The sequence below is a fragment of the Williamsia herbipolensis genome (genome assembly GCF_036153515.1).
Lineage (GTDB): Bacteria > Actinomycetota > Actinomycetes > Mycobacteriales > Mycobacteriaceae > Williamsia_A > Williamsia_A herbipolensis.
Map to the genome: position 1 here is coordinate 4,240,103 of NZ_CP108021.1, position 14,540 is coordinate 4,254,642.

A 14,540-nucleotide genomic window follows, 5' to 3' on the forward strand; every position below is an offset into this window, starting at 1 on the left:
TTCACGGAGTTCGCAGGCCGTCGCGGGCCGGCGACAGGTCGTCGAACGACACCCCCAGAGCGGCCAGATCGGCGGGGACGGCATCGCCGCGGACCGCGGCCGCGGTCACCCGTGCCATGGCCGCGCAGGTCTGGATCCCGTACCCGCCCTGTCCCGCGCACCAGTGCAGGCCGACCACGTCCGGGTCGGGTCCGACGACCGGGGTGCGATCGGCCACGAACGAGCGCAGTCCCGCCCACGACGACCGCACGTGTCGCGCATTGATCGTGGTGCACTCGTCGATGGCATCGAGTGCGCGGGCGATCTCGAGGTCGTCGGGGCGTGCGTCATGGGGATCGACCGGGGTCTCGTCGGCCGGCGAGCACAGCAGCTGCGCGCCGTCGGGTTTGAGGTAGAAGGACTCGTCGATGTCGCTGACCGTGGGGAGCGTCTCGCCGGTGAGGTCGTCGGGCCGGGCGACCATGAACACGGTGCGGCGACGCGGACTCAGTCCGACCGGCCGCGCGCCGGCGATCGCGGCCACCGCTTCGGCCCACGCCCCGGCGGCGTTCACCACCTCCGAGGCCCGGTGGACATCGCCTGCTGTGGTCGTCACCTCCCACACGCCCCCGATGCGCGTCATGCCCGACACCGCCGACGAGGCGCGGAGGTGCCCGCCCCGCTGCCGCAGCCCGCGCAGGAAACCCTGGTGCACGGCGTGGACATCGATCTCCATCGATCCCGGCTCGTGGAGTGCGGCCTCGACGGCCTCGACACGCAACGCCGGGAACAACGCGACGGCATCGGTGGGGGAGAGCAGTTCGACGTCGGGGGCCAGTGTGCGGACCGACGCGAACATGTCCCGTACGGCGTCACCGCGTCCGGGTCGCGCGAACTGCAGCATCGGGCGCGGCGTCAGCAGGGGGCGGTCGAAGCAGTCGGGCGGGTCGACCAGCGCGCCACGGCTACCGGTGGTCAGCGCGCGGATCGGCCTGTTGCCGTAGGACTCCAGGAACAACGCCGCCGAGCGACCGGTGGAGTGGAAGGCCGCGGTGGCCTCCTGCTCGAGCACGAGCACCGAACGGTCCGAACAGAGTTCGTAGGCCGCCGAGACACCGGCGATACCGGCGCCGACGACGATCACATCCACATCCACCCGCCCCATTGTGCTCGGGGCGGGTGGATGTGTCGTGTCGGTTCTCGGCGCCGAGGGGTCCGGCCTCAGACGTTCTGGGTGAGCAGGAACAGGCCACCGGCGAGTGCACCACCGATGATCGGCCCGACCACCGGGACCCACGCGTAGTTCCACTCGAGGCTGCCCTTGCCCTTGATGGGCATCAGGGCGTACGCGATACGCGGAGCGAGATCACGTGCCGGGTTGATGGCGTACCCGGTGGGACCACCGAGACTGTTGCCGATCACGAGCACCACGAAAGCGACTCCGGCGTAACCCAGTCCGGAGTTGCCCAGATCGAGGGTGCCGCCGTTCTGCGAGATCGCCGGCGACCGCAGGATCCAGAACACCAGCACGAAGGTGCCGATCACCTCGGTGACGGTGTTCCAGAAGTAGTTCTTGACCTGCGGGCCCGTGCAGAAGATGCCACGCGTGTTCTCCGGGTGTGGATCGGCGTCGAAGTTCTTCTTGTACGCCGCATAACAGAGCATGGCCCCGATGAACGCACCGATCATCTGCGCGCAGATGTAGATCGGCACCTGCGACCACGGGGTCTTGTCCGCGATCGCCAGCCCCAGGGTCACCGCCGGGTTCAGGTGCGCACCCGACTGCCATGCGATGGAGGCACCGGCGAACACCGCCAGACCCCAACCGAAGTTGATGAACAGGCCGCCACTGTTGTGGAAGCCCGACTTCACCAGGTTGTTGCCCGCGACGACGCCGGCACCGAGGAGGATCAGCACCGCGGTGCCGATAATCTCCCACAGCCAGATCTGGCCGTCGCTCACGGCGCTCACGCGGAGACGTCGGCGACGGCGGCGGAGCCGCGAACACCTGGCGCGCCCATGCGGGCGGCGTCGGCGGTCGCGTCATCGGGCTGACGCTGCGACTCGATCTCCGCCGCGACACGCGCACGGTAGTTCTCGATCTCCCGCGCGCGCTGATCGGCATCCCAGCCCAGCGGGCCGGCGACGATGTCGGCGACCTCCACCGCGGCACCGGTACCGCGGTCGGTGGTCTCGATCGACATACGGGTACGCCGCGCGAGGATGTCGACGAGGTGCAGGGCGCCCTCGTGGGTGACCGCGTAACGGATCTCGGCACCGAGGTACCGGTTGTCGCTCGCGGCGACCGGGCGGGCCAGCTCGGGCTCGGCGGCGATGACCGCGAAGATCTCCGAGATCGCGCTGCCGTAGCGGTGGAGGAGGTGCTCGACGGTCTTCACCGGCAGGTCGTGCTCGTTGGCCAGACGCACCCGTGCCTCCCACAGGTCGTCGTACCCGTCGGCGCCGATGAGCGCGACGCGGTCGGTCCGCGACGGCTCGACACCGCGCACACCCTCGACCGCGGCATCGATGGCGTCGGCCGCCATCACCCGGTAGGTGGTGTACTTGCCGCCCGCGATCACGGTGAGACCCGGCGCGGCCGGGACCACGGCGTGCTCCCGCGAGAGCTTGCTGGTCTGATCGGACTCGCCGGCCAGCAGCGGCCGCAGGCCCGCGTACACGCCGACGATGTCGTCGCGCACCAGCGGCTCCTCCAGCATCACGTTGACCTCGGCCAGGATGTAGTCGAGATCGGCGCTGCTCGCGGCGGGGTGCGCGAGATCGAGGTTCCACTCGGTGTCGGTGGTGCCGATGATCCAGAAGTCGTCGCTCCACGGACACGGGATCACGAACAGCAGGCTCTTCTCGGTCTCGGTGATGAGGCCGACCTCGGAGTCGATGCGGTCGCGCGGGACCACGATGTGCACGCCCTTCGACGCCTTGACGCGCAGTCCGCTGGTGGTGCCCACCATCTCCTGCAGCTCGTCGGTCCACACGCCCGCGGCGTTGACCACGTGCTTCGCCCGGACCTGGATCTGCTCGCCGGACTCGAGATCCTCGATGCGGGCGCCGACGACGCGGTCGCCTTCACGCAGGTAGCTGGTCACGCGGGCGCTCGAGGCACACAGTGCGCCGTAGCTCGCCGCGGTGCGCGACAACATCATCGTGTGCCGGGCGTCGTCGACCTGACCCTCGTAGAACAGCACGCCGCCGCGGATGGTGCCGCGCTTGGCGCCGGGGAAGATCGAGAACGTCTTCTTCTTGCCGATGTGCCGGAGGTGATGGGGCACACCGCGTCCCGCGCCGAGGATGTCGTAGAAGCCGATGCCTGCGCCGGCGTAGGCACGGTCGTACACGGGGGTGACGAGCGGGAAGATGAACTCCACCGGACGCACGAGATGCGGCGCGACGGTGTTGAGCATCAACTTGCGCTCGCGCAGCGCCTCGAAGACGAGGGAGAAGTTGAGCTGCTTGAGGTAGCGCAGACCGCCGTGGAACAGCTTCGAGCTCCGGCTCGAGGTGCCGGCGCCGTAGTCGATGGCCTCCACGAGGCCGACGCGCAGACCGCGGGTGGCGGCGTCGAGGGCGGCGCCGCCACCGACGACACCACCTCCGATGACGAGGACGTCGAGCTCCTGGGCCGCCATCGACGCGAGTGCGGAGCGGCGCGATTCGGGGTTGAGGGCTATGGGTTGCAAGGTCATGCGAGTGTTCTCCTGATGATGAGATGTGACGGTGCCGTGGGCATGTGGATCACACGTCGACCCAGTCGAGGGTGCGGGTGACCGCCTTCTGCCAGCGGCCGTAGTAGTCGGCGCGTTCGTCTTCGGTCCAGTGCGGCTCCCAGCGGGAGTCCTCTTTCCAGTGCGTCTCGAGCTCGTCGGTGTTCGCCCAGAACCCGACCGACAGCCCGGCGGCGTAGGCGGCGCCGAGCGCCGTGGTCTCGGCGACCACCGGTCGGCTCACGGGGATGCCGAGCACGTCGGACTGGATCTGCATGCACAGCGAGTTGGCGGTGACGCCGCCGTCGACGCGCAGCACCTCCAGCTTCACCCCGGAGTCCTTCTCCATCGCGTCGGCGACGTCGCGGCTCTGGTAGCAGATGGATTCCAGTGTGGCCCGGGCGATGTGGGCGTTGTTGTTGAAGCGGGACAGCCCGACGATCGCGCCGCGGGCATCCGACCGCCAGTAGGGGGCGAAGAGTCCGGAGAACGCGGGCACGAAGTAGACGCCACCGTTGTCGGGGACCTCGCGGGCGAGCGATTCGCTCTGTGCCGCACCGGAGATGATGCCGAGCTGATCGCGCAGCCACTGCACGGCCGAACCGGTCACCGCGATCGAGCCCTCCAGCGCGTATACGGGCGGCTGGTCACCGAACTGGTAGCAGACGGTGGTCAACAACCCGTTCTTCGACCGCACCAGCTTCTCGCCGGTGTTGAGCAGCAGGAAGTTCCCTGTCCCGTAGGTGTTCTTGGCCTGCCCGGGCGAGAAGCACACCTGGCCCACCATGGCGGCCTGCTGGTCGCCCAACGCACTGGCGATGGGGACCTCGCCGGCCAGCGGGCCGGTCCGGGTGGTGTGACCGTAGGGCTCGCTCGGCGACGACGGCACGATCGTCGGCAGCATGGCCTTGGGGATGTCGAACAGGGCGATGAGTTCGTCGTCCCAGTCGAGGGTCTCGAGGTTCATCAGCATGGTGCGGCTGGCGTTGGTGACGTCGGTGACGTGGACGCCGCCGTCGACGCCGCCGGTCAGGTTCCAGATCACCCAGGTGTCGATGGTCCCGAACAAGGCGTCGCCCGCCTCGGCGTCGGCCCGGACACCCTCGACGTTCTCGAGGATCCACTGCGCCTTGCCGGCGGCGAAGTAGGTGGCCGGCGGGATACCCGCCTTCTCGCGGATGATGTCTCCCGCGCCGGACCGCTCGAGCGCCGAGGCGATCTTGTCGGTGCGGGTGTCCTGCCAGACGATGGCGTTGTAGTACGGCCGACCGGTGTTCTTGTTCCACACGACGGTGGTCTCACGCTGGTTGGTGATGCCCAGCGCGGCGAGGTCGGTGGCCTTGAGGTTCTTCTTGCGCAACCCGTTCTGCAGCACCGACGAGGTCCGCTCCCAGATCTCGATCGGATCGTGCTCGACCCAGCCGGCCTGCGGCATCACCTGCTCGTGCTCGAGCTGGTGGCGCGCGACCTCGGCGCCCTTGTGGTCGAAGATCATGAAGCGGGTACTGGTCGTACCCTGGTCGATGGCGCCTACGTAGCTGGTCATGGGTCCTTTTCCGTCAGTCACAACGCTGTGTGGGGAAAATCGAGAACCGGTGATCTGGATCTCACCGTGACTCTGACGGTATGCACCGGCATGCGTTGTGACGAGAGACAGCGTTCGGCATTGTCGAACGGCCCGCAGCGGGTAGCGTCGGCCACGTGCCGGGTCTCATCCAGTCGGTCGAACGTGCCACCGCGGTGATGCATCTGTTGGCCGCGCGCGACGAGCCGATGACCCTGGCCGAGATCGCCTCCGCGGTCGGCGTCGTGAAGTCCACCGCGCACGGTCTCGTGCGCACCTTGGTGGCCGGCGGGGTGGTCGATCAGGACGAACGCAGCGGTCGATACCGCCTGGCCGACGATCCGTTCGGCCCGCGCCGCGACGTGTGGGATGTCAACGAGATCCGGTCGCGTGCCCTCAACTGGACCGACGCGCTGGCGTCGCGGTCAACGATGGCCACGCAGGTGACGGTGGTGCGGGGCGGCGCCGTGCAGGTGGTGCACGACGTGCTAGCGACCCACGGAGCCGGTGCCCGACCGCTGATGACCGGTTCTGTGGTGCCCGCACACGCCGGCGCACTGGGGCGCGTGCACCTGGCCTACGACGCGCACCTCGCGCGGTCGGTGTTGCGGACCGACCTCGTGGCCCACACCCAGCGCACGATCGTCGACGCGGGCGTCCTGGTCGCCGAGCTCGCGCGCGTCCGCGACACCGGATGGGCGGTCGCGGTGGGTGATCTCGTCCACGACCAGGCCGCGGTGGCCGCCCCGATCCGCGACGCCGGCGGCACGGTGATGGCCGCGGTGGGTGTGATGGGGGGTGTCGACGACATCTGCGGTCGTGGTGAGCTCCCGCGCACCGCGATCGTGGACAACGTGATCAGCGCGGCCCGGTCGATCTCCCGGGAACTCGGGCACGGTGTCGCGACCGGGGGGCGGATCCGGTGAGCACCCGCTACGTCGCCGCGATCGACCAGGGCACCACCTCGACCCGCTGCATCGTCTACGACCGCGGGGGTGTGCTGGTGTCGGTGGCCCAGCGCCGACACCGCCAGTACTTCCCCCGACCGGGCTGGGTCGAGCACGACGCCTCGGAGATCTGGTCACTGGTGCGCCTGCTGATCCCCGAGGCGCTGCGGTCGGCGGGCGCGACGGCCGAACAGATCGTGGGTCTCGGGATCACCAACCAACGTGAGACGACGGTGATCTGGGACCGCGAGACCGGGATCCCCCTGCACCGGGCCATCGTCTGGGAGGACACACGCACATCCGATCTCGTCGAGGACCTCCGGTCGCACGGCCACGCCGACGAGCTCCAGCGCCGCAGCGGTACGCCGCTGTCGAACTACGTCTCGGCACCGAGGCTGCGGTGGCTGCTCGACACGGTCCCCGGGGCGCGCGAGGGGGCGCGGGCGGGACGTGTCCTGTTCGGCACCATGGACAGCTGGCTGGTGTGGAACCTGACCGGTGGGCCCGACGGCGGTCTGCACGTCACCGACCCCACCAACGCCGGACGCACCATGCTGATGAACATCGAGACCGGTCGGTGGGACCGGGAACTGTTGGCCGCGTTCGATATCCCCGAGCAGATGCTGCCCGACATCCGTCCCTCGCTGAGCGCGGTGGGGGTGACCACCGAACCGGTCGCGGGGGTCGCGATCACCACGATGATCGGCGACCAGCAGTCGGCGCTGGTGGGGCAGACGGCGTTGGAGAGCGGCGAATCGAAGTACACCCTCGGCACGGGTGGCTTCCTGCTGTTCAACACCGGTGCCGAGCTGGTGCGTTCGCGCAACGGCCTGATCACGACCGTCGCCTACCAGATCGACGGCGAACCCCTCTGTTACGCGCTGGAGGGCTCGAACCCGACCGCAGGCGCGTTGGTCGAGTGGCTCAAGGAGAACCTCGGGCTGATCGAGACGGCTGCGGCGATCGAGACCCTCGCGGGCACCGTCGACGACAACGGCGGCTGCTACATCGTGCCGGCGTTCTCGGGTCTGCATGCGCCGCACTGGGTGTCGGGCAGTCGGGGACTGATCGTCGGTCTCACGGCCTACGTCACCCGGGGTCATCTCGCGCGGGCGGCGTTGGAGACCAACGCTTTCGGGGCGCAGGCCATGATCGCGGCGGTCAACGACGATCTCACCGCCGCCGATGCCGCGACCCGCCTGACCGAGCTCGTCGTCGACGGCGGGATGACCGCCAACAACCTCCTGATGCAGATGATCGCCGACATCTGCGGGCTGCCCGTGGTGCGTCCGCGGATGGCCGAGGCCGTCGCCCTCGGTGCGGCCTACGGTGCCGGTCTCACCGCCGGGTTCTGGACCGACACCGCGCAGCTGCGCCGCAACTGGCAGGCCGCCGCCCGGTGGTCGCCGCGGATGCCGGCCGACGAGCGGGATCGTCAGGTCGCGACGTGGGCACGGGCGGTCGAGCTGTCGTCGAACTGGCGGCCCGCCTAGGGCGTCAGGGCGCCGCGCACCCGTCCGACGCCGTCGCCCGGCACACCTGTGCGGCGACGTCGTCGGTGCGCAACGACCAGAACTGTTGCGCGCCTCCGTCGCCGGTGACGAGTACGGTGTCGTCGCCGAGTGCGGTCAGGCGCGCGGGGCCCTGATCGGCGGTGCCGTAGAGGTTGCCGACCCGACGCACCGAACCGTCGGCGCCGATGCGGTGCACGGTGCCGTCGGCCGACGCCGTCGCCGTCGTGGTGCCCAGGGCGACGATCGAGGTGACGGCCCACCGACCCAGCGGGGTCCGCGGTCCGACCTGACCGCCGGTGTCGGCCCGGTAGCGGGTGATGCCGCCGGTGCTGTCACCGACGACGACATCGCCGTCGACGTAGCCGAGCGCGGTGACCGGCGAGCCCGGGGTCAGCCGACCCGAGACCTGACCGGTGCCCGACGGGGTGAGGCGGGTGCGGACGACGCCGGTGGAGCCGCCGAGTGCGATCTGCCCGGCGTCGGCCGAGAACGCCACCGCGGCTACCGGTGCTCCACCGATATCGAGGTCGGCGACCGGGGTGAGGCCGCGACGATCGACGCCGTAGACGCCCACGGAGGTGTTGCCGCGCAGGCTCATCGCCAGCATCGACGACGTGGGGCTGAACCGGATGGTGCCCACCGGCTGCGGTCCGAGCGCGACGGGCGCACCGACCGCGAGCGGGGCACCGGGACCGGAGACGTCCCACAGCTGGGCGAGGTGCCCGGCGTCGACGGTCATCATCCATCGGCCGTCGGGGCTCATCGCCGCACCGTCGAAGTGATCGGGGGCGTCGATGACCAACCCGCCCAACGGCACCGACGGATCGGCGGCGTTCCACACCTGCACCGGTCCGTCGACGAACGACGTCGCGCACGCGGCCTTGGCCGTTGAACACGCCGGGGTCGCGACGCCACCGAAGCCACCGTCGAGCAGACCGCGCGGCAGCGACCACACCTGCGGCACACCGCTGCCCGCGGTGACCAGCGTCGAGGCGTCGGTGAAGCGTGCCGCGGCGATGGTCGTCGACTCCGACCGGAGGTCACCGGTGAGCACGCGGGGCAGACCGGCGTGCGTGACGTCCCAGACCCGCGTCGAGCCGTCGGCCGAGGTCACCGCGAGTCGGTGTCCGGTGGGTGCGAACGACAGGCTCGACACCCCGACGACGGTGTCGTCGACGCCGGGGTCGACGGCGCCCGACCGGCCGAGCCCCGGTCCGACCCGGGTCAGTCCCGACGCCGACAGCGACGCGAGCGTGACCGAGCCCGAGGCGTCGGCGGCGGCGAGGGTGTCGCCTCCCGCGGTCACGGCTACCGCCGCGACCGGGTTGTCGAGCACGAGCCGGGCGTCGTCGGCGACGGGGGAGCGGGGATCGGACAGATCCCACGCGGTGACGCGGCGATCGGCCGAACCGACCACGAGCGTCGGTGCGGCGGCGGGGGTGGCCGGGGGCGCGAACACCGCGGTGCGCGCGGCGGATTGGCCGGGAAGCGTCGACAGGATGAGCGGCCGGCGCGGATCGGCGACGTCGATGACGCGTACCGCACCGGCGGCGTCGACGGCGGCGAGCCAGGGACGGTTCGGTGCGAACGTCAGCGACTCGACCGGTGCCGGTCCGTCGCCGACCACGACGGGCGCGCCGGTGATCGCGCCCGCGGCGTCGACGGGCCACAGGCGCACCGCGCCGGCGTCACCGGCGGCGGCGAGCAGCGTGGCCCCCGCGTCGAGGGCGACCGACTGCGGCCCGCGGGCGGTGGTCGCGTCGTCGACGGTGGCGGTCACCGCGGCGTCCGGGCCGGTGATGCGGACGGTGCCGTCGGCCGAGGTGAGGGCCACACGGTCCGAGCGGGCGGATCCGGTGGTGGCGACCGCGACCGAGGGCGGCAGCGACGACAGCGGACGTGCCAAGGGCGTCGACTGCGTGGAAAGCAACGCCGACTCGGCGCGCGGATCGCCGGGGGCGGCACGGAAGGCCTGCAGGGCCAGGCGTGCCGATGCGGTCGGATCGGAGGCGGCCGTCGCGCCGATCCGGGCGAGGGCGGCGTCGGTCCGGGCGGCGTCGCGCTGCGACGCCATATGGCTGCCACCGATCACCGAGGTGACCGCGACGACGAGGGACACGACGGCGACGAACACGAGCACGCCGAGCAGCACGCGACGGCGGGATCGGCGCAACGCCGCCCGCTCGCGGGAACGGGCGAGGAACGCCTCGGCCGGCGCACCGAGGACGTCGACCGGTTCGACGGCGCGGTCGGCGGACTGCAGTCGCGCCTCGTCGTAGAGCTCGTCGGCGGGATGGCCGCCGGCGTCCCAGCGGCCGGCGTCGGCGATCACCGCAGCACGGATCGGGGCGTCGGCGCGGCGCTGCGCCGCCCAGTCGGCCAACCGGGGCCATGCGAGGAGCAGGGAGTCGTGGGTCAGCCGGAGCCGACCGTCGACGACCCGCACGATGTTCGCGCCGACCAGGTGGTCGATGACGGTGTCGAGACGACGGTGTCGACCCAACCGGGTGTGCAGATCGGTCCGCGCGACGTCGGCCGCGACCACCTCGCCGTCGGCGGTGACGCGCACGGTCGCGAGCAGGACGAGCCGTGCCGTGCGCCGATCGGCCTCGGTGAGCCGGGTCCAGGCGCGTTCGGCGGTGTCGGCGACGACCGAGTCGAGCGGGTCCGATGCGCGGTAGGCGGCCAGGGTCAGCGTGTCGTCGGCGCGGGTGCGCCAGAGGTGGTCCGTCGTCATGCCGAGCGCGACGAGGTCCGGCGCGCCGGACTCGGCGGCGTGGAGATCGGCGATGATCTGGGGGCCGAGACCCGCCTCGACCGAGGCGCCGCGGGTGCGGGCCGGCGATTCGATCGCGGCGAGGAGTTCGTCGTCGCTCATCGTGCGCACGACGACCGCGCGGTCGTCGAGGGTGCCGACGAGCACCGGTTCGGCCACCGCCCGGGCGTAGAAGTCGGCGCGCAGGACGATGACGACCGCGAAACGTCGGTCGGCGGCGAGACGGTCGAGCGCGGCGAGGAATTCCGTACGCGTCGTGCGATCGCAGAGGGTGAACAGTTCCTCGGCCTGGTCGACGACCAGCAGGCACGCCGTGGCGTGGGGGTGATCGTCCGGATCGGCGGCACCGCGGGCGGCGTCGAGCGCGCTCATCGGCGCGGAGCCCGGGGTCATGGTGGCGACGGTGGCGGCGACACGCTCGCCGTCGCGTCGCAGACCGCTGCGGCGGACCTCGGGGACGAGTCCGGCGTGGACCAGTGAGGTCTTGCCCGCTCCGGTCGGACCGACGACGGTGACCAGACCGCCGCCGGGCACCGCGCGGACGTGCAGCCGACGCCACAGGTCGGTGCGGCCGAAGAAGATGTCGCCGTCGGCCTCGGAGTACGGGGTCAGGCTGCGATAGGGACCGGCATCGACGACCGGGTTCGCGACCGGCGCCGCGACGACCTCGGCGGTGGTGTCGGCATCGACGTCGGTGTCGGTGGTGTCCGAGGCGGTGGCGTCCGGTGCGGTGGCGTCCGGTTGAACGGGGGACGCGACCTCGCGCAGGTCGGCCCCGCCCCGCTCACGCCCGTCGTAGGACATGGTCGACCTCGTCGGCGGTCGGACGGGTCGCCGCCGGCGACCCCGCGTCCGACTCCGGGCACGGTTGAGCTCCGTGGTGTGTGTGCACGAGGTTCCCCCCTCGATCCGGTGGTCTCGCGACCGCCGGGATGTTTCCTACGGTCGGCCGATCGGCCGGTACCGCGTGTTCCCCGCCCGCCATTGTGAGCACACCCACTGCTTTTGTCCAATGGCAGCCCGGTGGGCGACGGCCGCGTCGACATAGTTTGTGTCGCTACGGATTCGGTGGTGGCGCATCGTTCTCGGCCGGGTTGATCAGTCCGCGGCGCCAGATCTCGGTGAGCGTCATGATCGCGCTCTCCTCGTCCGGTGCGGAGTCGGACGTCGCCGATCGCTCCACGGCCTCGTCGCCGCCGGTGACGAACCATGTCCAACAGAAGGATTCGAGCATCGACACGATCGCCGAGGCGAACAGGTACTTGTCGAGCCCGATCCGCACCCCGGTGGCCTCGGCGGAACGGAAGACGGCCAGGACGGCGGAGATGCCCTCGGATCGCCGGTGGCGCCACCACTGCGCGAACTGCGGATCGGTCATCGACAACTGGAACGCGCCGATCATCTCCGGCAGGTAGTCGCGGTAGGAGCTCCAGTAGGCGCGCACGGCCTGCTCGACGTTCACCGCCGGGTCGGGTGTCAGATTGCGGCGCGTCTCGTCGAGCACCTGGGCTGCGAAGTCCCCGAGCAGCGCCTCGAGGAGCTGCTGCTTGCTGTCGTAGTAGTTGTAGAACGAACCGGTGGATCGCCCTGCGGCCGACGCGATGTCGGATATCTTCGCCGTGAGGTAGCCCTTCTCGGCGAACACGGTCCGCGCCGCGTCGAGCAGCGCCCGCTCGGTGCGGCGACCCTTCGGCGTCGTCGCCCCCGAGCCATCCGGGGCATCGGGTGCGGCGGGATCGGGTGCGGTCGTCATCGTGGCCCCGCTGTCACACCACACCCGCTGCGCGCAGGTCGGCCAGCTGTTGCGCGTCGAGGAAATCGGCGTAGACCTCGGCATTGTGGTGTCCCGGGGTGGCCGGGCCGGCGCTGCGTACCGACCCCGGGGTGCCCAGGAGCTTGGGCACGACACCGGGTCCGAGCACCGTCTCGCCGATCCGCTCGTCGTGGTGGGCGACGATCATGTCGCGCGCGAGCATCTGCGGATCGGTGACGACCTCGGCGACGGTGTTGATCGGGCCGACCACCACCCCGGCGGCGGTGAGTGTCTCGATGAGGTCCTCGGTCGGCACGGTGGACGTCCACGCCTCGATCTCCGCGTCGAGCTCGTCCTGGTTGCGTCCGCGCGCGATGTGGGTCGCGTAGCGCTCGTCGTCGGCCAGTTCGGGGCGACCCATCGCCGCGCACAGCCGCCGGAACAGGGTGTCCTGGTTGGCGCCGATCACCACGAGTGACCCGTCGGCGCTCGGATAGATGTTCGACGGCGCGATGCCATCGAGGCGTGTGCCCGACGGACCACGGACCACTCCACCCATGTCGTAGTCGGGGATCGTCGACTCCTGCACGGCCAGGCAGGATTCGGTGAGCGCGCAGTCGACGACCTGTCCCTCGCCGGTGACCGTGCGGTGGTAGAGCGCCGCCAGAGCGCCCTGGACCGCGAACATCCCGGCGAGGGTGTCGCCGAGGGACAGTGCGAGGCGGGGCGGCCGTTGTCCCGGATAGCCGTTGAGATGGCGCAGACCGCTGACCGCCTCGGCGACCGACGCATATCCCGTGCGCGCCGAATCGGGTCCGGATTGTCCGTAACCGGAGACCCGTACGAGAATGATGCCCCGATTGCGTTCCCGCAGAACGTCGTAGCCGAGGCCGAACCGTTCGAGGGTCCCCGGCCGGAAGTTCTCCACGATGATGTCCGCGGTCGCCACCATGTCGAGGAACAGGGCCCGACCGCGTTCGTCGCGCAGATCGAGGGTGACCGCGCGCTTGTTGCGCGCGTGCACCGTCCACAGGAACCGATGGCCGTCCCGTTCGGCCTGTCCCCACCCGCGCAACGGATCCGGGGAGCCCGGCGCCTCGAACTTGATGACGTCGGCCCCCATGTCGCCGAGCAGGCGGGCGCCGAACGGGCCCGCGATCAGCGTGCCGAGTTCGAGGACCCGGACACCGTCGAGTGCGCCGCGGCCGGAGGGCGTCGCAGGCGTGTCCTGCGGGTGCGATTCGGTCATGGTGCAAGGGTGCCACCCGCGTTCGGCGCAGCGTGGACGGCGTGCTCGTGGGACACCGTCACCATCGACCGGACGGTTCCCGGTCAGGCGTCCAACGAACCGCGCCAAAAGAAGCAAAACTCACATCGCAACCACTACAGTGACCACGATCACGGCGACGGTGAGTCGCGAAGAAGCGCGGGCAGGGGAGCGGTGGTGGCGGGTTCGGTGGGAGTCTCCCAACGCGGATCGTCGACCCTCGAGCGGTTCGTCGACGCCGTTCTGTCGGCGATCGCCACCCTCGGCCGCCTCATCGAGCTCACCGCCGGCTCGTTCGCCCATCTCCTCCGCGACATCGTCACCGGTCGCCACAAGTGGCGCGACACCCTCACCCAGACCAGTTTCTTCGCCGGCGTCGCCGGTATCCCCGCGGTGTTGGTCGCCATCCCGTTCGGCGTCATCCTCTCGGTCCAGGTCGGCAGCCTCACCCAGCAGCTCGGCGCGTCCTCGCTCGCCGGCGCGGCGGGCGCACTCGGGATCCTGCAGCAGGGTGCGCCGATCGCGTCGGCCCTGCTCATCGGTGGTGCCGTGGGGTCGGCCATCGCCGCCGACCTCGGTGCCCGCACCGTGCGCGACGAGATCGACGCGATGCGCACCATGGGTATCGACCCGGCTCGTCGGGTGGTCGCGCCGCGACTGCTCGCGGTCGTCTTCGTGGCGCCGCTGGTGTGTATGGAGATCATCTTCGTCGGCGTCACCGCCGGCTACTTCATCAACGTGTCGTTCCAGGGCGGCGCCCCCGGCAGCTACCTCGGCGGATTCGGGCAGTTCGCCGGGGTCGGTGACCTCGTCATCGCGATCGCGAAGTCCATCCTGTTCGGGATCGTGGTCGTGGCGATCGCCTGCCAGCGCGGCCTGGAGGCCCGGGGTGGTCCGCGCGGTGTCGCCGACGCCGTCAACGCCGCGGTCGTGCTCGGCGTCGTCGCGTCGTTCCTGCTCAATCTCGCCGTCACCCAGCTCGTCACGATGTTCGTGACGACCAAGGCGGGCTGACCCG

General features: G+C 70.8%; 10 protein-coding genes. 3 read left to right on the forward strand and 7 right to left on the reverse strand.

Annotated elements, in window-relative coordinates; translation table 11 throughout:
- Position 1 precedes the first annotated feature (1 nt).
- From OG579_RS19695 to glpK (OG579_RS19710), 4 genes are read right to left on the reverse strand one after another with little or no spacing between them, the layout of a single operon-like run.
- Entirely contained in the window at positions 2-1,144 is a 1,143-nt protein-coding gene (locus OG579_RS19695) for an NAD(P)/FAD-dependent oxidoreductase (RefSeq protein WP_328857327.1), read from the reverse strand.
- Between the two features lie 56 nt (positions 1,145-1,200).
- Entirely contained in the window at positions 1,201-1,941 is a 741-nt protein-coding gene (locus OG579_RS19700; protein ID WP_045824073.1) for an MIP/aquaporin family protein, read from the reverse strand.
- Positions 1,942-1,946: 5 nt separating this feature from the next.
- On the reverse strand, positions 1,947-3,683 hold the full coding sequence (locus OG579_RS19705; protein ID WP_328857328.1) for a glycerol-3-phosphate dehydrogenase/oxidase: 1,737 nt from the start codon (positions 3,681-3,683) through the stop codon (positions 1,947-1,949).
- Between the two features lie 49 nt (positions 3,684-3,732).
- Positions 3,733-5,247: a glycerol kinase GlpK gene (gene glpK / locus OG579_RS19710; protein WP_045824022.1), complete on the reverse strand. Its 1,515-nt coding sequence runs from the start codon at positions 5,245-5,247 to the stop codon at positions 3,733-3,735.
- 155 nt (positions 5,248-5,402) lie between these two features.
- On the opposite strand from glpK (OG579_RS19710), the gene OG579_RS19715 reads away from it, so the two are divergent.
- Together OG579_RS19715 and glpK (OG579_RS19720) are read left to right on the forward strand one after the other, a co-directional pair.
- Entirely contained in the window at positions 5,403-6,191 is a 789-nt protein-coding gene (locus OG579_RS19715) for an IclR family transcriptional regulator (RefSeq protein WP_328857329.1), read from the forward strand.
- The gene (gene glpK, locus OG579_RS19720; RefSeq protein WP_328857330.1) at positions 6,188-7,705 is read left to right on the forward strand and encodes a glycerol kinase GlpK; all 1,518 of its coding nucleotides are present in this window, start codon (positions 6,188-6,190) and stop codon (positions 7,703-7,705) included. Before OG579_RS19715 ends, glpK (OG579_RS19720) begins: the two co-directional genes overlap by 4 nt.
- 4 nt (positions 7,706-7,709) lie before the next feature.
- Here the strand turns inward: glpK (OG579_RS19720) and OG579_RS19725 are convergent, their stop codons facing one another.
- The 3 genes from OG579_RS19725 to OG579_RS19735 all read right to left on the reverse strand — a co-directional run bounded on the left by OG579_RS19725 (position 7,710) and on the right by OG579_RS19735 (position 13,504).
- Positions 7,710-11,306, reverse strand: a complete 3,597-nt coding sequence (locus tag OG579_RS19725; RefSeq protein ID WP_328857331.1) for a WD40 repeat domain-containing protein — start codon at positions 11,304-11,306, stop codon at positions 7,710-7,712.
- Positions 11,307-11,559: 253 nt separating this feature from the next.
- Positions 11,560-12,255 (reverse strand): TetR/AcrR family transcriptional regulator, encoded by a 696-nt coding sequence (locus OG579_RS19730; RefSeq protein ID WP_045824072.1) that lies wholly within the window; start codon positions 12,253-12,255, stop codon positions 11,560-11,562.
- 13 nt (positions 12,256-12,268) lie between these two features.
- On the reverse strand, positions 12,269-13,504 hold the full coding sequence (locus OG579_RS19735; protein WP_045824018.1) for a CaiB/BaiF CoA transferase family protein: 1,236 nt from the start codon (positions 13,502-13,504) through the stop codon (positions 12,269-12,271).
- A 207-nt stretch (positions 13,505-13,711) separates the two neighbouring features.
- On the opposite strand from OG579_RS19735, the gene OG579_RS19740 reads away from it, so the two are divergent.
- Positions 13,712-14,536 (forward strand): MlaE family ABC transporter permease, encoded by an 825-nt coding sequence (locus tag OG579_RS19740; RefSeq protein ID WP_328857332.1) that lies wholly within the window; start codon positions 13,712-13,714, stop codon positions 14,534-14,536.
- Positions 14,537-14,540 lie beyond the last annotated feature (4 nt).